The following is a 17,341-nucleotide window of genomic DNA, read 5'->3' as shown; positions in this document are numbered from 1 at the left end:
GCGCCGCAGAGGAGCACCCCCCACCCCCTCGTGCTACATCTCATTCACACCGGTCGCGTCCATGAAACCCCAACCGTCGGGCCGATACCCCAGGAACAGGCCGATTTCCGCTATCGGCCTTTCATGTGCCCAGATCGCGTTCAGCGATACGGTCACACCGTGAACCGGAACCGTCACATCTCCCACATCTTCGTTGGCAACGGCGGCGTAGCCCGCTGCATGCAGCGCCCTGATCAGGGCATCGGCAGGTTCGGCTCTTACTCCCGGGATCAGGAAAAAGTCGAAATCCGCAACCGGCGGAAGGTCTCTCTTCGCAGCAAGATCATCAAGAACCCACGCCGTTTCACTGCGCTGCCGTTCAAAATCGTGACCCAAGACGCCCCCCCCGAAATGCCGAATCGCCGCGTTTGCATTCCGGGTTTATGGTGCAGGCCTCTTGCCTGATTGGCAACCAATCACGGCGTGTCCGGCGCTTGAGGTGGTTTCAACCGCAGCACTCATTGGATAGGGAAACCCCGGAGACAAATGGCCCCCGGGGATCCATCGTCAGCTTCCGAAAATCACGCCGAGGATCTCGCTCTGACGCCCGCGGTCGCCACCGGCGGCCTCGGTCAGGGTCTGGCCCGGCTGCACGGTGAAGCCACCTTCGGACAGGCGGTTCAGGGCGGCTTCCAGCGGCGCGCCGGACATCTCGACCAGGGTTTCGATCCGGGCATTGCCCGCCGCCTGCAGCATCAGTCGCCGGCCATCGTTGCCTTCCCCGCCCAGCGGCAGGAAGGACAGCGCAAGAACGGCGGCGAAGGCGCCGATGGCGACCCGGCCGACCGGCTTGCGGAAATGCAGGGTGAAGGCCCGGGAGTTCACCACCAGATGCGCCGCGACGGCGGCCACCATGGCCCAGCCCAGCCATTCATGCCCGACCTTGTTCAGCCCGCTGTCGAGGTGGAAAAACATCAAGATGCCGGTCACCGCCATCAACAGGAACGACCCGATGGTCAGCGGCGTGGCCCATTGGCGCAAGGTCTTCATTTTATCACTCCAATCTCTGTCTCTCCTCCCTTATTCCTTCCCGCCGCACCCCGCTGGTTCCGTCGCCGCCATCGCGGATTTTTGGCGCGGCGGTCCTATGGCCAGCCGGGATCGAATGCAGTAGCCCTTGATCCATGAGCCCCCTGCCCCGCGCCATAACCGATTGGTTCGCAGCCAAAGGCTGGTCGCCGCACCCGCATCAGCAGGCGATGCTGGCGCGCGCGGGCGATCCCGCCACGCTGCTGATCGCGCCCACGGGGGGCGGCAAGACCATGGCCGGGTTCCTGCCGACCCTGGCCGAGCTGGGGGAAACACCGCCCGAGGGGCTGCACACGCTTTATGTCTCACCGCTCAAGGCGCTGGCCGCCGACATCAAGCGCAACCTGCGCACCCCGGTGGAGGAGATCGGGCTGCCGATCCGGATCGAGGATCGCACCGGCGACACCTCGGCCACGCGGAAGAAGCGGCAGCGCGCCGACCCGCCGCACATCCTGCTGACCACACCGGAGAGTCTGGCGCTGCTGACCTCCTACGAGGATGCGGGCCGTACATTTTCCGGGCTGAAACGGGTGGTCGTCGATGAAATCCACGCGCTGGCCGAGTCGAAGCGCGGCGATCAGCTGATGCTCGCCCTGGCTCGGCTGGAAACCCTCTGCCCCGGGCTGCGCCGCGTCGGCCTTTCGGCGACGGTGGAGGATCCGGGCGCGATGGCGCGGCTGCTGGCCCGCCACCCCGACCGCTGCGAGATCGTGCTGGCCGATCCCGGCCCCGACCCGGATATCGCCATGCTGCAGACCGAGGAGCTGCCGCCCTGGTCCGGCGGCGGGGCGGCTTATGCGATCCCCGCGGTGTTGGCACAGATCCGGCGGCACCGCACCACGCTGATCTTTCACAACACCCGCGCCCAGGCCGAGATTTTCTTTCACAACCTCTGGCTCGCCAATGACGACGCCCTGCCGATCGGCATCCATCACGGCAGCCTCGACCGGGGCCAGCGCGAACGTGTGGAGGCGGCGATGGTGCGCGGCGATCTGCGCGCGGTGGTCTGCACCGGCAGCCTCGATCTCGGCATCGACTGGGGCGACGTGGATCTGGTGGTGCAGGTCGGCGCGCCGAAGAACGTCAAGCGGCTGGTGCAGCGGATCGGACGGGCCAACCACCGCTACAACGCGCCGTCAAAGGCGCTTCTGGTGCCGGCCAACCGCTTCGAGGTGGTGGAATGCGTGGCGGCGCTGGAGGCGGTGCGCGCCCATGCGCTCGACGGCGATCCGCGCGGACCGGGGCCGCTGGATGTGCTGTGCCAGCAGATCCTGATCGCCGCCTGTTCGGGGCCGTTCGCGGCCGATGCGCTTTATGACGAGATGCGCTGCGCCGGGCCCTATACGGAACTCGCCCGCGAGGATTTCGATGATTGTCTGGCCTTCTGCGCCACCGGCGGATACGCGCTGCGCGCCTATGACAAGTGGCAGCGGTTGCAGCAGCGGCCAGACGGGCTGTGGCAGCTGCGCGATCCGCGCAGCGCCCAGCGGATCCGCATGAACATCGGCACCATTCAGGACACCGACACGCTGAAGGTGCGGATGCGCGGGCGCGGCGGCAGGGCGTTGGGAGAGGTGGAGGAGGGGTTTGCCGCCTCGCTCACCCAGGGCGATACCTTCCTGATCGGCGGGCAGATCGTACGCTATGAGGGGCTGCGCGAGATGACGGTCGAGGTCAGCCGGGACGCGGGACGCAAGCCCAGGGTCGCCACCTTCATGGGCACGAAATTCGCCACCTCCACCCAGCTCAGCGCGCGGATTCTGGAGATGTTCGCACAAGAAAACTGGCCGCAACTGCCGCGCCATACCGCTGACTGGCTGGCGCTGCAACGGCGGGTGTCGCACCTGCCGCAGGCCGGGCGGCTGCTGATCGAGAGCTTTGCGCACGACGGGCAGGCGCATACCTGCGTCTACGGCTTTGCCGGGCGCAATGCGCAGCAGACGCTGGGACTCTTGTTGACCAAGCGGATGGAAGAGCTGGCGCTGGCGCCGCTGGGCTTTGTCGCCAGTGACTACGCGACGCTGATCTGGGGGCTGGAGCCGCTGGCCGATCCCGCGCCGCTGTTCGATCCTGCCGCCCTGCGCGACGGGCTTGAGGGGTGGCTGGCCGGCAACGCGGTGATGAAGCGGACCTTTCGCGCCTCTGCCACCATCGCCGGGCTGATCGAGCGCAACATTCCCGCCTCGGCCCGCAAGACCGGGCGGCAGGCCACGTTTTCCTCGGACATCCTCTATGACACGCTGGTGAAATACGACCCTGGGCATCTGATGCTGCGCATCACCCGGGCAGAGGCGGAGCGCGGGCTGGTCGATTTCGGCCGCATCGAGGAGATGCTGCGCCGGGTGGGCGACCGGATCGACCATGTGACGCTGGAGCGGATCACGCCCTTGGCGGCGCCGCTGCTGCTGGAGATCGGCAGGGTGCCGGTGGCCGGCCAGGCGGAAGAGCGGCTGATGGCGGAGGAGGCCGCGCGGCTGATGCAGGTGTCGGGGCTGGAGGGGCTGTCGGGGCGTTAGGTTGAGAAGTCCCTGCATTCGCGGGGATGGCGGCGGACACACCGAGCAAGCCGCGCAAGCGCCGGACCGTGGGCTGGCGCAGCCACGGCCGTTCGGCGCGCTTTATCCCAGCCAGAAGCGGACTGCATTCGAACGGCGCGCACCCGTCAACACAGCGCCAGACCGCCGGGACGGTCCGGCGCTTGCGCGGCGCCCTTCGGGCTTGTTCCGCGCAGGGGGATTGGCTCAGCGGTGCGCTCGGGCCGGTGTCGCGGGTTTGCTGGTTGGCGCTCCACCCCCGCCCGCGGCCGGGCAGCGCCCTCCGATGCACTTGCGAGTTGATGGGAGAGACGGGCCACCCAATCCCCCTTGCCTTTTCCCGCGGCGCCCGGCATGGAACGGAGCATGAACGGCCATAATTTCACCCTCGCCGGCGTGTCGCTGGTGGCTCTGGGGACCGGCGCGCTGTGGTGGCCGGACAAGGAATTTCTCTGCGTCTCCGACCTGCATCTGGGAAAATCCGAGCGGATCGCGCGGCGCGGCGGCGGCACCCTGCCGCCCTATGACACCCGCGACACGCTGACCCGGCTGGCGGCCGATCTGGCGCGCAGCCGGGCGCGCACCGTTGTCTGCCTGGGTGACAGTTTCGACGATCTCGACGCCGCCCATGCCCTGCCTGAGGAAGAGCGGCTGTGGATCGCCAGGTTGCAGGCCGGGCGGCGCTGGGTCTGGGTCGAGGGCAATCACGATCCCGGGCCGGTGGACCTGGGCGGTACGCTGCTGGCCGAACTGCCGGTGGCGCCGCTGAGCTTTCGCCATATCGCGCGGCCCGGCGCCAGCGGCGAAGTGTCGGGACACTATCACCCCAAGGCGACGATCCGCAGCCGCGGGCGGGTGGTGACGCGGCCGGCCTTTCTGCTCGACCGCGACCGGGTGATCCTGCCCGCCTATGGCACCTATACCGGCGGGCTGTGCTGCGACGACAACGCCTTGTCCACGCTGATGCGCCCCGAGGCGCTGGCGCTGCTGACCGGGCAACAGATCCATGCGATCCCGATGCCGCGCTGAGCGCTCAGAGCAGGCCGGCCTGTTCCAGCTTCGGGCGATAAGTGCGACTGACCGGAACCAGATCGCCGTTGGTGAGACGCAGCAGGACACGGGTGCCGTCGCGTTCGACGCCGTCGACCGCATCGCGCCGCACCCAATGCGAGCGGTGGGTGCAAAAACCCTCGACCGGGTCCATCTCGTCGATAGCATCGGCAAAACGCATGCGCAGACGATACACCGTGCCGGGCGCGATGACGTCCACGAAGTGATCCTCGACCGTCAGCCGAAGGATCGGACCCTGAAATGAATCCGGAAGGCGCCGCTTCAGCCGGGGTTGCGGCGGCGTTTCGGCATCAGCCTCAGCTTCAGGGTCGGGTTCAGGAACGGGATCGGGCGGCGCGACGGCCCCCCAGCGCGCCATGTCGGAATGCAGACCGGGAATCATTCGGGGCAGAACCCGGCGCCCGGATGTGACACCGAGTGATATGATCGCCACATACTGCCCGAAATACAGCGCATCCGACAGGTTGGAAAAATCCATCTTGAGGAAATAGCGGGTGAGCCCGATCAGAACCGGGGTAAAGAACACGGTCATCAGCACGACCACGACCAGATCCCGCCACTGCCGGTGGCCCGGGCCGATCAGGCGCCGCGCCGCGCGCGCAAAGGCATTGGCCATCAGCGCCGAGAGGATCACCACCAGCGTCCAATAGGCCAGCCGGCGTCCAAACCCGAGACTGTAGGTGCCGAAAGGCCCGGTATAGGCGGCGAAAAAGGAGAACAGAGACCAGATAGCCGCCTCACCCCGTGAAAACGGCGAGAGAAAACGTCTCCGGATAAGTCGGTTCGAAAAAAACGTCAATCGACCGCCATTCAAATGATATCTATTGAATTGACCTTAAATATCTATCAGGCCAGATAATATCCTGTTTTGTCACAAACTTCCGTGACGTCAAGCCGTGCCACCCGAATGCGCCGGGTGTGGCGGTCAGGTTTTCCCGGAGGCCACGCCCTCCGCAACAGACTAAGGAGGCACCGGGCATGAAGCTGCACAACCGGATCGCTGAAAGCTTTTCCCGCCAGACGATGATGCAGACCCTGGAGGCACGGCTCGACAGCGTCGCGGCGGGGCAGGTGGTGGTCTCGGCCCCCATCCTGCCGGGCAGCCGGCAACAGCACGGCGTCGCCCATGCGGCGCTGACATTCGCACTGGGCGACACTGCGGCCGGTTATACCGCGCTGAGCGTCATGCCGGAGGACAGCGAGGTGATGACCGCAGAGATCAAGATCAACCTGCTGGCCCCGGGGCGGGGCGAGAGGTTGCGCGCCACTGGCCGGGTGATCAAGGCCGGCCGGCGTCTGGTGGTGGTCTCGGCCGATGTACACGCGCTCGACGGCGACACCGAGACGCTGGTGGCCGTGCTGACCGGGACCATGGTGCCGGTGCCGTCCGGGTCCTAGATCAGACGGTCAGCCCCTCGGGCTCGGCCAGCCCGTTGGCGCGGCAGCAGGCGGTCAGCGTGTTGGCCAGAAGGCAGGCGATGGTCATCGGCCCCACTCCGCCGGGCACCGGGGTGATGGCGCCAGCCACCTCGGCGCAGCTGTCGAAGTGACAATCGCCGACCAACCGAGTCCTGACGCTGCCATCCTCGTTGGTGCCCTTTTCGGGCGCGTCGATGCGGTTGATGCCCACGTCGATCACGGTCGCGCCGGGCCTGATCCAGTCGCCGGTCACCATTTCCGGCCGGCCGACGGCGGCGACGACGATATCGGCGCGGCGGGTCACCTCCTGAATATCCTTGGTGCGGCTGTGCGCGATGGTCACGGTGCAGCTGTCGCCCAGCAGCAGCTGCGCCATCGGCTTGCCGACGATGTTCGACCGCCCGATCACCACCGCGTTCAGCCCCGACAGGCTGCCCAAATGGTCGCGCAGCATCATCAGGCAGCCCAGCGGTGTGCAGGGCACCATCGCCTTCTGCCCGGTGGCCAGCAGCCCGACGTTGGAGATGTGAAAGCCGTCCACATCCTTGGCGGGATCGATGGCGTTGATCACCAGCGCCTCGTCCAGATGGGCAGGCAGCGGCAATTGCACCAGGATGCCATGCACCGCCGGATCGGTGTTGAGCCGGTCGATCAGCGCCAGCAGATCGGCCTCGGAGGTGTCGGCCTCGAGCCTGTGCTCGTAGGAATTCATCCCCACTTCGACGGTCATCTTGCCCTTGGAGCGGACATAGACCTGGCTGGCCGGATCCTCGCCCACCAGCACCACCGCCAGACCCGGGGTGATGCCGCGATCTGCGGTCAGCCGGGCCACCTGCCCGGCGACCTTGCCGCGCACGCTGGCGGCAAAGGCCTTGCCGTCGATGATCTGTGCCGTCATGTCATGTCCTCGTCCGATTATTCCTGCCGCGCCAGAACCCGCGCCTCGATCGCGTTCATCGCCGCCGTCACCCCGCGCAGCGGAAAGCTGGCCCGCCCGTCCCCCTCGCCCAAAGGCGCATAGGTGACGGTCACGCGATTGCCCGCCTTCATACGCGCGACCAGATCGAGCGCAAGGTCGGGATCGCGGATCGTGACCGTGTCGGAGGCATTGGGAGAGAGCATATCGCCCGCGGTCCAGGCCCCCTGCGGCACCGCGACCGCGACCCCGTCAAAGCTGAGGGTCAGTTCGGTCAGCCCCTGCGCGGGCATGTTGCGGTCCATCACCTCGATCGCCCAGTCGGGCGAGTTGTCGATCCGCTGCGCCGCCAGCCGCAGGTCGAAATAGGCGTCCGAGCCGGGATCGGTGCCGGTCTGCACCACCCGGCAAGGACCGGCGCCCGCCTCGTCGCAGACCGCCAGCCAGTCGCCGTGATAGGCCCTCAGCTCACCGTACTCATGCAGGAACCAGTCTTGCGCGCCGGCGGGCGCCGCCAGAAGCAGCCCCGCCAGAACATATCGCATCATCAGAACAGCCCCTCGATCTGGCCCAGATCGTTCAGCATGATCGCCTCGGCAGAGGGCACCCGCGGCAGGCCCGGCATGGTCATGATCTCGCCGCAGATCACCACGACGAAACCGGCCCCGGCGCTCAGGCGCACCTCGCGCACCGGGACGCTGTGGCCGGTGGGTGCGCCGCGGCGGGTCGGATCGGTGGTAAAGCTGTACTGGGTCTTGGCCATGCATATCGGCAGGTTGCCATAGCCGGCCTCTTCCCATTCCTTCAGCTGGTTGCGCACTTTCTGATCGGCCAGCACCTCATCGGCGCGGTAGATCCGCTTGGCGATGCGCTCGATCTTGTCGAACAGCGGCAGATCGTCCTTGTAGAGTGGCGCGAACTGGCTGGCGCCGCTGTCGGCGATCTCGGCGACCCGGGTGGCCAGCTCGATCGTCCCCTTCGAGCCCTCGGCCCAGTGCTTGCACAGGATCGCCTCGGAGCCCTGGGTTTCGACATAATCGCCGACCGCCTGCACCTCGGCCTCGCTGTCGCCGGCGAAATGGTTGATCGCCACCACCACCGGCACGCCGAAGGATTTCAGGTTGGCGATATGGCGGCCGAGGTTGGCGCAGCCCTCCTGCACGGCGGCGACATTCTCGGCCCCCAGATCGGCCTTGGCGACGCCGCCGTTCATCTTCATCGCCCGCACGGTAGCGACCAGCACCACGCAGTCGGGCGCGAGCCCGGCCTTGCGGCATTTGATGTTCATGAACTTCTCGGCGCCCAGGTCGGCGCCGAAACCGGCCTCGGTCACCACGTAATCGGCGGTCTTGAGCGCGGTGGTGGTGGCGATCACGCTGTTGCAGCCATGCGCGATATTGGCGAAGGGACCGCCGTGGACAAAGGCGGGGTTGTTCTCCAGCGTCTGAACCAGGTTGGGCTGCATCGCGTCCTTGAGCAGCACGGTCATCGCGCCGTCGGCCTTGATGTCCCGGGCATAGATCGGGGTTTTGTCGCGGCGGTAGGCGACGATGATGTCGCCCAGACGTTTCTGCAGATCCGTCAGCGAGGTGGCGAGGCAAAGGATCGCCATCACCTCGGAGGCGACGGTGATGTCGAACCCGGTCTGGCGCGGGAAACCGTTGGTGACGCCGCCCAGGCTGGTGACGATATCGCGCAGCGCGCGGTCGTTCATGTCCATCACCCGGCGCCAGACCACCCGGCGCTCGTCGATCTGCAGCTCGTTGCCCCAGTAGATGTGGTTGTCGATCATCGCCGCCAGCAGGTTGTGGGCGCTGGTGATGGCGTGGAAGTCGCCGGTGAAATGCAGGTTCATCTCTTCCATCGGGACCACCTGGGCATAGCCGCCGCCGGCGGCGCCGCCCTTCATCCCGAAGCAGGGGCCGAGGCTGGCCTCGCGGATACAGATCGCGGCCTTTTTGCCGATCGCGTTCAGCCCGTCGCCGAGGCCCACGGTGGTGGTGGTCTTGCCCTCGCCTGCGGGCGTCGGGTTGATCGCGGTGACCAGGATCAGCTTGCCGGTCTTGTTGCCCTGTACGCTGTCGATAAAGCGCTGGCTGACCTTGGCCTTGTCATGGCCATAGGGCAGCAGATCGTCGGACGTCATGCCCAGCTTTGCGCCGATCTCCTGAATGGGTTTCTTGTTCGCCTCGCGGGCGATCTGGATGTCGGATTTGAAGCTCATCGGCGCGGTCCCCCAAAATGTCCCTCCGGCCCGGCACTCGGCGCCGAGTCGTGCCACCGATACCGCGCGACGGCCGCGAGGTTAATGGATTTTCCGACCTTTTCGCGTCTTGAAACGGCGAAAGCCCGTTCTTCGATACAAACCGGACACCGCGCGACGGCAGAGCGTCAGGGGTTCCAGGGTCGTTGCGACGGAATGAACAGGCGCAGCCGGTCGCCCAGGGCCAGCGGGCCGGGCCGCTCGACCCAGGCGGTGACGCCCCGCCGCCCCTCGGCCGCCGGTTTGAACGCCGCGCCCTTGCCCGGGTGGACCGCCTCGATCTCGCGCCCCGGCAGGACGCAGGGCAGGTTCTCCATATCCACGGTCAGGGTGGTGCCACCGGTCGATTGCAGCCGCGAGGACGGCGGCAGATGGGTGAAATCGGGAATGCCGCGCAGCACGATCGAGGCGCCCAGCAGCGCGGGGTCGAGGCTATCCTCGCCCATCGTGGCGGCGATGCCGGCCAGCTCCTCTTCCGACAGGATCGTGAGCTGACGCACGTTGCGGATCTCGGTGTCGCGCGGATAGAGGTTCAGCACCCGCGAACAGGAGGGGCGGTTTTCCCCTTCGTGCCGCCCACCGGAGACGCCGTTGAAGCCCAGCTCCAACCGCTCCACCGGCCGCGACCGCAGCGTGCCGCCCGCCGGGACATGGCCCAGCCAGACCACCTCGCCCTCGTGTTCCGTCAGTTTCAATGTGGCCATGCCGCCTCCGTCTTCGGTCCGGCGGCAGGCCCGCCGGGATCAGTCCCCGGGAACCTGCACCAGAAAGAACAGACGCCGAAAGGGGAAAAGCACCGAACCGTCCGGCATCGGCGGATAGGCCAGGCTCACGGCGGCATCGTAGTGGCGGATGAGCTCTGCTGCCTCTGCCGGCGAAAGCGCCCCAAGCACCGGGCGGGCGAAGGTCGAACTGGTGAACAGCCGCACCGGGTGCCCCTCCGGCGCTGGCGCGAGTTGTTGAAAATACTCGGTCTCCCACAGCGCGACCTCGCCCAGCGGCGACAGGATGCGGACATAATCGGTCGGTTCCAGAATGCCCGACGCGCTGGCGGGATCGAACCGGCCGGGGAAATGCTGTGCCGCCAGATCGTGCCACAGCCGGTGCGAGGGCGCGCCGTTCTGATGCGGCATCTGCACCGCCAGAACGCCGCCCGGCGCCAGATGCCCGACGAGGCGGGGCAGCAGCGTCTGATGATCGGGCAGCCAGTGCAGCAGCGCGTTGGAAAAGATCAGCGCCAGCGACTCGTGCGGCGCCCAAGCCGCCGCGTCGGCCTCGACCAGCACATCGAACCGGCCGGTTGCGCCGGCCTTCTCAAGCATCGCGGGCGAGCTGTCGACGCCGATCAGCGCCCGTTCCGGAAACCGCCCCCTGAGCAGCGCGCCCGCCACCCCGGCGCCACATCCCAAATCGCAGAGCGCACCGGGCGGCAGCGCCCCGATGCGCGCGGCAAGGTCGATGGCCGGTTGCAGGCGGACATCGCCGAACCTGGCGTAAAGGTCTGGGTTCCAGTCTGGCCGGGGCATTTCACGTCCTTCCAAGTCGGTCGATCAAGCTTGGTATACATATGTATACATTCCAGGATCAACCCAAAAAGAAACGGCCGGAGTTGCCCCCGGCCGCCAGTTCTTGCCTCCGCGCCCGGCAGTTACGCGCTGGGCTCGGGCTCCATCCCGCCTTCGGGTGGGGTTTTCTTGGGCTTGGTCTTGGGGATCGCGGTGACGCTGGGCGCGCTGCCCTGATCGGCGTCGCCGGCGCCGCTGTCATCCAGATGCGGCGGCTCGCCCTTCATCACGCGCTTGATCTCTTCGCCGGTCAGGGTCTCGTACTCCAGCAGCCCCTCGGCCAGACGTTCCCAATCCTTTTTCTTTTCGTTCAGGATCTGGGCCGCACGTTCATAACCGGCCTGAATGAAACGGCGCACCTCCTCCTCGATCATCTCCTTGGTATGGGCCGAGACCGAGAATCCGCCGGTGCTGCCGCTGTATCCTTCGTGCGCCTCGGCATAGTCGATATTGCCGACCTTGTCGGACATGCCCCAGCGCAACACCATGGCGCGGGCAAGCTGGCTGGCCTGCTGAATATCGCCGGCGGGACCGTTGGACACATGCTCCTCGCCATACTTGAGGATCTCGGCCGCCTTGCCCGCCATGGTCATGGCCAGCTTTTGCTCGCACTCGTCCTTGTGCCAGTTCAGCCGGTCCATCTCGGGCAGGCTGACCACCATGCCCAGCGCGCCGCCGCGCGGAATGATCGTGGCCTTGTAGACCGGATCGCACATCGGCAGGCTCAGACCCACGACCGCATGGCCGGCCTCGTGATACGCGGTCTTTTCCTTCTGATCGGCGGTCAGCACCATGCTGCGCCGTTCGGCCCCCATCATCACCTTGTCCTTGGCGCTCTCGAAATCTTCCATGGTGACAAAGCGCCGGCCGATGCGCGCGGCCATCAGGGCGGCTTCGTTCACCAGGTTGGCCAGATCGGCACCGGAAAATCCCGGTGTGCCGCGGGCGATGATGCGCAGGTCCACATCGGGGCCCAGCGGGGTCTTGCGGGCATGCACGCCCAGGATCTTTTCACGGCCCTTGATATCGGGGTTGCCCACCGTCACCTGGCGGTCGAACCGTCCCGGACGCAGCAGCGCGGGGTCCAGAACATCCTTGCGGTTGGTGGCGGCGATGATGATCACCCCCTCGTTGGCCTCGAACCCGTCCATCTCGACCAGCAGCTGGTTGAGCGTCTGTTCCCGCTCATCGTTGCCGCCGCCATAGCCGGCGCCGCGATGACGACCGACGGCGTCGATCTCGTCGATGAAGACGATGCAAGGCGCGTTCTTTTTCGCCTGTTCGAACATGTCGCGCACCCGGCTGGCGCCGACACCGACGAACATTTCCACGAAGTCGGAACCGGAAATGGTAAAGAAGGGCACCCCAGCCTCGCCCGCGATGGCGCGCGCCAGCAGCGTCTTACCGGTGCCCGGAGGGCCGACCAGCAGCGCGCCTTTGGGGATCTTGCCGCCCAGACGCGAGAATTTCTGCGGGTTGCGCAGAAACTCCACGATCTCCTCCAGCTCTTCCTTGGCCTCGTCGATGCCGGCCACGTCGTCAAAGGTGACGCGCCCCTGTTTCTCGGTCAGCATCTTGGCCTTGGACTTGCCAAAGCCCATCGCGCCGCCTTTGCCGCCGCCCTGCATCCGGTTCATGAAATAGATCCAGACGCCGATCAGCAGCACGAAGGGCAGCAGGGTGATCAGGAACGACTGGAAACCCGATTGCTCCTGTTTCTCGGCCCTGATGGGGACGTTGTTGGCGATCAGAAGATCGGTGATCTGCGCGTCTTCCGGCTTGATCGTGACGTAGTCCTGCCCGTCGGTGCCGCGAAAGCGGACCTGTTCGCCGTCCAGGGTGACCTGGCTGACCTCTTCGTTCTTCACCGCGCTGACGAAGTCGGAAAAGGTGATCTCGCGGCTCTGCAATGTGCTGCCGCTCCCGCTGAACAGGTTGAACAGCGCCAGGATCAGCAGGAACAGAACGACCCAGAAGGCGATATTTCGTGCGTTGCCCAAGGAAACTCTCCTAAATGCGCGGCCGCCTCAGGGCGACCGTGTGTCATCAGGTAAAATAGAGATCATTGGGTCAGGTTCAATGCGATAAAAGGGTTGCGGGAAAGGCGGGGCCATCCTCCGCCGGTTCCGCGCGCCATCCGGCCGCCCGCCCGGCCAGCGGCGCGGCGATCAGATCGCCCTCTCGCCAGACCGCCGGAGAGGCCTCCAGCGCGGCACGGGGCGCCCCGGTGGCGGCCCGCTCCGGGCAGTGGGCCAGCCCCGCCGCGCCCAGTGCGCGGATCTCGCAGCCCTGCGCCCCGGGGCCGCTCAGCCGCCAGCGCCGGTCCCAGATCCCGCCCGGCGCGACGCGGATGTCGTGCAGCGCGTTGACCTCGCGGCAGATCCAGATCTCGCCGCGATGCTCAAGGACGCGGCAGCCGGCCAGCGTGGCGCCCTGTCCCCGGTGCAGATCCGCCAGCAGCGCCGCGACCGGTCGGCGGCGCGGCGGATAGCCGCCGCCGCCGACCCAGGCCAGCGCGCCGACCAGCAGGCGGCGCGCAATCTCGTCCGGCATCAGCCGCAGGGCGCGCGGATCGAGCACGACGCAGCCTGCCGCGACGCGGGCGGCGGTGCGGGCGGCCTCGAAGGCGGCCCAGCCCAGCGCCTCTTCCGCCCGGACCATGTTGCGCGCGACATGGGTAAGCGCCGCAGGCGTCACCCCCAGATCGGCCAGACCGGAGAGGGCCTCGCGCGCGCGCACGCGGGTGAACTTGGTGTCGAGGTTGGAGGGGTCTTCGGACCATTCCAGCCCATTGCGGCGCAGATAGGCGCGCAGATCGTCGCGCCCGATCCCCAGCAGCGGGCGCAGGATCATCACCGCGCCGCGCAACCTCCGGGGCGGAATCCCGGCCAGGCCGGTGACCCCCGCCGCGCGCCCCAGCCGCATCAGCAGGGTTTCGGCCTGATCGTCGGCGGTATGGGCCACCGCCAGCGCGCCGATCCCCTGCCCCAGCGCCCAGTCGGACAACAGATCATAGCGCGCGGTGCGGGCAGCGTCTTGAAGATTGCCCTGCCCGTCCCACCCCCGCCAGCGCAGGATGGCATGCGGCACACCCAATGCGGCGGCCTGCCGCGCGGCCGCCGCTGCCTCCTGCGCGGCGTCCGCCCGCAGCCCATGATCGACGGTCGCCGCCGCCAGCCGCACCTGCCTCGGCTCGAACGCGCGGCTCAGAATATGAAGAAGTGCGACGGAATCGCCGCCCCCGGACAGCGCGATGGCGAGCCTGGCCGGCGGCTGCGGTCCGAACCACGCCCGCACCGCGGCCAGAATATCGGCGTCAGATGCGCTCAAGAACAGCCCAGGTCGGCCATTTCCTGCCGCGCCAGCGCCACCGCCCCGGCGGCGGGAAAGCGCGCGCCGACCTCGCCCAGTGTGACACAGGCCTGGTCGATCTGGCCCAGACGGCCCAGCGCGGCGCCCAGTTCATACAGCGCCTCGGGCGCGGTCGGGCCGGAATCATCGCTGGTAAAGGCCGAGAGAAAGGCGCGCGCCGCCTCGCGGGTATCGCCCATCCCATCCAGCGCCCGTCCCTGCCCCAGAAGCGCCCGCGGCGCGAGAGGCGAGCCCGGGTAGGCCCCGTTGAAGGCCGCGAACAACTGGGCGGCGCGGGGATAGTCGGCCCCTTGCAGCGCGGCGTTGGCGGCGTCGAAATCGGCCTGTTCGCCCATCGCCAGCTCGCTGCCGGCATCGGATGGCTGCGCCGGCACCGCTGCACTGGCAGGCGCGCCGGCCGCGCCGCCGGTATCGCCGCCCAGCGTCGTGGTCTCGCCCAGTTTGCTCACATCGCCGCCCTCCAGCTCGACCAGCCGAAACTCGAGATCGCCGATCCGGTTGGTGCCGTCCTCGACGATGCGGCCGATGCGATGGTCAAGCTCTTCGGTCTGGGCGGTCAGGCGCTGCAACTCGCTCTCGATGGCGCCGACGCGCTCCAGCACGCTGCCGCCGCCCACCGCCACCTGCGGCGCGCCGGTGGTCGACAGCTCGCGTCTGAGCCTCTGGATCTCGACATAGAGCACGCTCAGCTCCTGCCGGATGTCGGCCAGCGTCTCGGCCTGCTGCGCCGCCAACGGCACCGCGCGCAGTGACATCAGCCCCCCGAAGGCCAGCAGGATCAGAACGCGCATCATCTCGCCGCTCCCCCTACCCGGTCAGACCGCCGGCCAGCACGGTGACGGCGCGGCGGTTCTTGGCATAGCAGCTCTCGGCGCTGCAAATCTCCAGCGGGCGTTCCTTGCCGTAGCTGACGGTCTTAAGACGGCTGCCCGCCACCCCACGCGACACCAGGAATTCGCGCACCGCATTGGCCCGCCGCGCGCCCAGCGCGAGGTTGTATTCACGGGTGCCCTGTTCGTCGGCGTGGCCTTCGATCACGGCGCTGTAGTCGGGGTTTGAGGTCAGCCAGTCGGCCTGCGCCGTCAGCACCACGCGCGCGGCGTCGTCCAGTGTCGACTGATCCACCGAAAACAGGATGCGGTCGCCGATCGCCTGCTGGAAATAGGCTATCGAGGTCGGATCCGACGGAAGCCCCGCGGCGCCGCCCGGCCCGCCCAGAGCGACCGAGTTCGTATCGTCAAGATAAGAGTTCGAACAGCCCGCGACCGCCGCGACGCTGCAGGCCAGAACCAGGGTACGAAGGGATTTCATGCCAATTGCCTCTCAGTATGTTTTTCTATGGTTGTTCTACCATATCCGCCATGGGTTGTGAACGCGCGGCTCAGTTCTGCAACGGCGACCAGGACGGGTCCGAGGCGCCGCCGGGCGTGCGCACCGGCCTGAGGTTCCGCCCGGTGATATCGACGGTATATAGCGTCGCCTCGCCGCGCGCGCCCTTTGTTTCACGGGTGAACATGATCACCCGGCCGTTCGGCGCCCAGGTCGGCCCCTCGTCGAGGAACGAGGCGGTCAGCAGCCGCTCCTCGCTGCCGTCGGTGCGCATCACGCCGATGTGAAACCGCCCCTTGTTCTGTTTGGTAAAGGCGATCAGGTCGCCGCGCGGCGACCACACCGGGGTGCCATAGCGCCCCTGGCCAAAGCTGATCCGCTTCGCCTGCCCCCCCGAGGCCGCCATGATATACAGCTGCTGGGTGCCCGAACGATCGCTTTCGAACACGATCCGGCTGCCGTCGGGGGAATAGCTGGGCGCGGTCTCGATCGACGGCGAGGAGGTCAGGCGCAGGGTCTGCCCGTTGGTGATATCCATGGTGTAGATATCGGTGTTGCCGCCCTGCTCCAGCGAGAACACCACCGTGTTGCCGTCCGGGGCGAAGCGGGGGGCGAAACTCATGGTGCCCTCCTGCGTCTCCAGGACCTGGCGCTGCACCCGGCCCACGTCGAGCACATAGATGCGCGGAAATCCGGTCTCGAAACTGGTATAGAGCACCCGGTCACCCGTGGGCGAGAACCGCGGCGCCAGCACGATCGCGGCACTGTCGGTCAGATACTGCACATTGGCGCCGTCGTAATCCATGATCGCCAGCCGCTTCTTGCGGTCGTTCTTGGGCCCGCTTTCGGAAACGAAGACCACCCGGCTGTCGAAATAGCCGCCCTCGCCAGTGATCCGGCTATAGACCGCGTCGGCCACCTTGTGCGCCATCCGGCGCCAGCCTTCGACAGAGCCGGCGAATTGCAGCCCGTTGCCCAGCTCGGCCCCCGAGAACACGTCCCAGACCCGGAACCGCACCGTCACCCGGCCGCCCGAGGAGGATACCGCGCCGGTCACCAGCGCCTGGGCATTTATCGCCTTCCAGTCGGCGAACTGGACCGGCGCATCGAAATCGCCGACCCGGCCGATATGCGCCTCGGCCGGGATTTCCCGGAACAGACCGGTGCCGGAGAGGTCGGCGGCGATCACCCGGGCGATCTGCGCGGCCACCTCGCCAGCGGCCGGGCTGTCGGGGACGAAATCGGGCACCGCGAAGGGCATCGGCTCGATCACCCCCTCGGTGATCTCGATCCGCAGCGGGCCGCTGTCCTGCGCCAGGGCGGAATGGGCGACAACCGCCCATCCCAGAAGGAAGCTCAGCAGAAATCTCTTCATTTGATCCGCATCCTCTCGGGATTGAATGTCATCTCAATATCGCGCCAGCGATCGTACTTCGCCGCCGGCAGGCTAAATCCTGTCGCGCCGCAGCGGATGATCGCCCGGCGCGCCGCCTCAAACGCCTGTTTCGCCGCGCCCTCGCCGCCACCCGAATAGGACATCATGCGGATCGTCTCCATCTGCGGTTTGCCATCCTGACTTAACGATACGGCGACAACCACCGTGGTGGCCAGCGCCTCGGACGAGAGCGAGCCGACATTCCAGCACGACGACACCGCCACGCGCAGCGCCTCTTTCTCTCCCGCGCTCAGCGGCGGGCCGGTGGGGGCGGCGGTGGGGGCGGCCTCGCGCGCACCGCCCAGCGCCTCGGCCAGGGCGGCGGCGACGGCGTCCTCGGTCGGGGCGGCGGACGCGGCCGGTGCGGGG

General features: G+C 67.4%; 16 protein-coding genes and 1 pseudogene. 3 read left to right on the top strand and 14 right to left on the bottom strand.

From position 1 onward, the window contains the following. Positions 1-33: 33 nt before the first annotated feature. A complete protein-coding gene (locus tag E1832_RS10230) occupies positions 34-375 on the bottom strand; it encodes a hypothetical protein (RefSeq protein ID WP_133359654.1) in 342 nt (113 codons plus the stop codon). A 171-nt stretch (positions 376-546) separates the two neighbouring features. Then, positions 547-1,029, bottom strand: a complete 483-nt coding sequence (locus tag E1832_RS10225; RefSeq protein ID WP_133359653.1) for a DUF4405 domain-containing protein — start codon at positions 1,027-1,029, stop codon at positions 547-549. 134 nt (positions 1,030-1,163) lie between these two features. On the opposite strand from E1832_RS10225, the gene E1832_RS10220 reads away from it, so the two are divergent. Together E1832_RS10220 and pdeM are read left to right on the top strand one after the other, a co-directional pair. Next, positions 1,164-3,584: a ligase-associated DNA damage response DEXH box helicase gene (locus E1832_RS10220; protein WP_133359652.1), complete on the top strand. Its 2,421-nt coding sequence runs from the start codon at positions 1,164-1,166 to the stop codon at positions 3,582-3,584. Between the two features lie 384 nt (positions 3,585-3,968). Further along, entirely contained in the window at positions 3,969-4,631 is a 663-nt protein-coding gene (gene pdeM / locus E1832_RS10215) for a ligase-associated DNA damage response endonuclease PdeM (RefSeq protein WP_133359760.1), read from the top strand. A 4-nt stretch (positions 4,632-4,635) separates the two neighbouring features. Here pdeM and E1832_RS10210 read toward each other — a convergent pair whose 3' ends face one another. Beyond that, on the bottom strand, positions 4,636-5,472 hold the full coding sequence (locus tag E1832_RS10210) for a LytTR family DNA-binding domain-containing protein (RefSeq protein ID WP_133359651.1): 837 nt from the start codon (positions 5,470-5,472) through the stop codon (positions 4,636-4,638). 179 nt (positions 5,473-5,651) lie between these two features. Between E1832_RS10210 and E1832_RS10205 the strand changes: the two genes are divergently transcribed. Further along, positions 5,652-6,071 carry a PaaI family thioesterase gene (locus tag E1832_RS10205; RefSeq protein WP_133359650.1) on the top strand — a complete coding sequence of 140 codons (420 nt, stop codon included), beginning with the start codon at positions 5,652-5,654 and terminating at the stop codon, positions 6,069-6,071. 1 nt (position 6,072) lies between these two features. Here E1832_RS10205 and folD read toward each other — a convergent pair whose 3' ends face one another. The 11 genes and pseudogenes from folD to E1832_RS10150 form a co-directional block, all read right to left on the bottom strand. Further along, positions 6,073-6,990, bottom strand: coding sequence for a bifunctional methylenetetrahydrofolate dehydrogenase/methenyltetrahydrofolate cyclohydrolase FolD (gene folD / locus E1832_RS10200; protein WP_133359649.1), 918 nt, complete (start codon positions 6,988-6,990; stop codon positions 6,073-6,075). Positions 6,991-7,007: 17 nt separating this feature from the next. Next, on the bottom strand, positions 7,008-7,556 hold the full coding sequence (locus E1832_RS10195) for an invasion associated locus B family protein (RefSeq protein WP_133359648.1): 549 nt from the start codon (positions 7,554-7,556) through the stop codon (positions 7,008-7,010). Beyond that, positions 7,556-9,232 carry a formate--tetrahydrofolate ligase gene (locus E1832_RS10190; protein ID WP_133359647.1) on the bottom strand — a complete coding sequence of 559 codons (1,677 nt, stop codon included), beginning with the start codon at positions 9,230-9,232 and terminating at the stop codon, positions 7,556-7,558. Before E1832_RS10190 ends, E1832_RS10195 begins: the two co-directional genes overlap by 1 nt. A gap of 167 nt (positions 9,233-9,399) precedes the next feature. Beyond that, the gene (locus E1832_RS10185; protein WP_133359646.1) at positions 9,400-9,975 is read right to left on the bottom strand and encodes an MOSC domain-containing protein; all 576 of its coding nucleotides are present in this window, start codon (positions 9,973-9,975) and stop codon (positions 9,400-9,402) included. A gap of 39 nt (positions 9,976-10,014) precedes the next feature. Further along, the gene (locus E1832_RS10180) at positions 10,015-10,797 is read right to left on the bottom strand and encodes a methyltransferase domain-containing protein (protein WP_133359645.1); all 783 of its coding nucleotides are present in this window, start codon (positions 10,795-10,797) and stop codon (positions 10,015-10,017) included. 122 nt (positions 10,798-10,919) lie between these two features. Continuing rightward, positions 10,920-12,836 (bottom strand): ATP-dependent zinc metalloprotease FtsH, encoded by a 1,917-nt coding sequence (gene ftsH, locus E1832_RS10175; RefSeq protein WP_133359644.1) that lies wholly within the window; start codon positions 12,834-12,836, stop codon positions 10,920-10,922. Positions 12,837-12,912: 76 nt separating this feature from the next. Further along, positions 12,913-14,166 carry a tRNA lysidine(34) synthetase TilS gene (gene tilS, locus E1832_RS10170; RefSeq protein WP_133359643.1) on the bottom strand — a complete coding sequence of 418 codons (1,254 nt, stop codon included), beginning with the start codon at positions 14,164-14,166 and terminating at the stop codon, positions 12,913-12,915. Continuing rightward, positions 14,163-14,999, bottom strand: coding sequence for a tol-pal system protein YbgF (gene ybgF / locus E1832_RS10165; protein ID WP_133359759.1), 837 nt, complete (start codon positions 14,997-14,999; stop codon positions 14,163-14,165). The genes tilS and ybgF overlap by 4 nt, the downstream gene beginning before the upstream one ends. A 16-nt stretch (positions 15,000-15,015) precedes the next feature. Continuing rightward, entirely contained in the window at positions 15,016-15,519 is a 504-nt protein-coding gene (gene pal / locus E1832_RS10160) for a peptidoglycan-associated lipoprotein Pal (RefSeq protein ID WP_133359642.1), read from the bottom strand. Positions 15,520-15,589: 70 nt separating this feature from the next. Continuing rightward, on the bottom strand, positions 15,590-16,912 hold the full coding sequence (gene tolB / locus E1832_RS10155) for a Tol-Pal system beta propeller repeat protein TolB (protein ID WP_133359641.1): 1,323 nt from the start codon (positions 16,910-16,912) through the stop codon (positions 15,590-15,592). Then, positions 16,909-17,341 (bottom strand): annotated as a pseudogene (locus E1832_RS10150) (energy transducer TonB); the annotation flags it as partial. The gene tolB and the pseudogene E1832_RS10150, both read right to left, overlap by 4 nt.

The organism is Antarcticimicrobium luteum (assembly GCF_004358185.1).
Classification (GTDB): Bacteria; Pseudomonadota; Alphaproteobacteria; order Rhodobacterales; family Rhodobacteraceae; genus Antarcticimicrobium; species Antarcticimicrobium luteum.
Note: the sequence above shows the minus strand (reverse complement) of the source record. Positions and strands in the feature narration are given on the sequence as shown.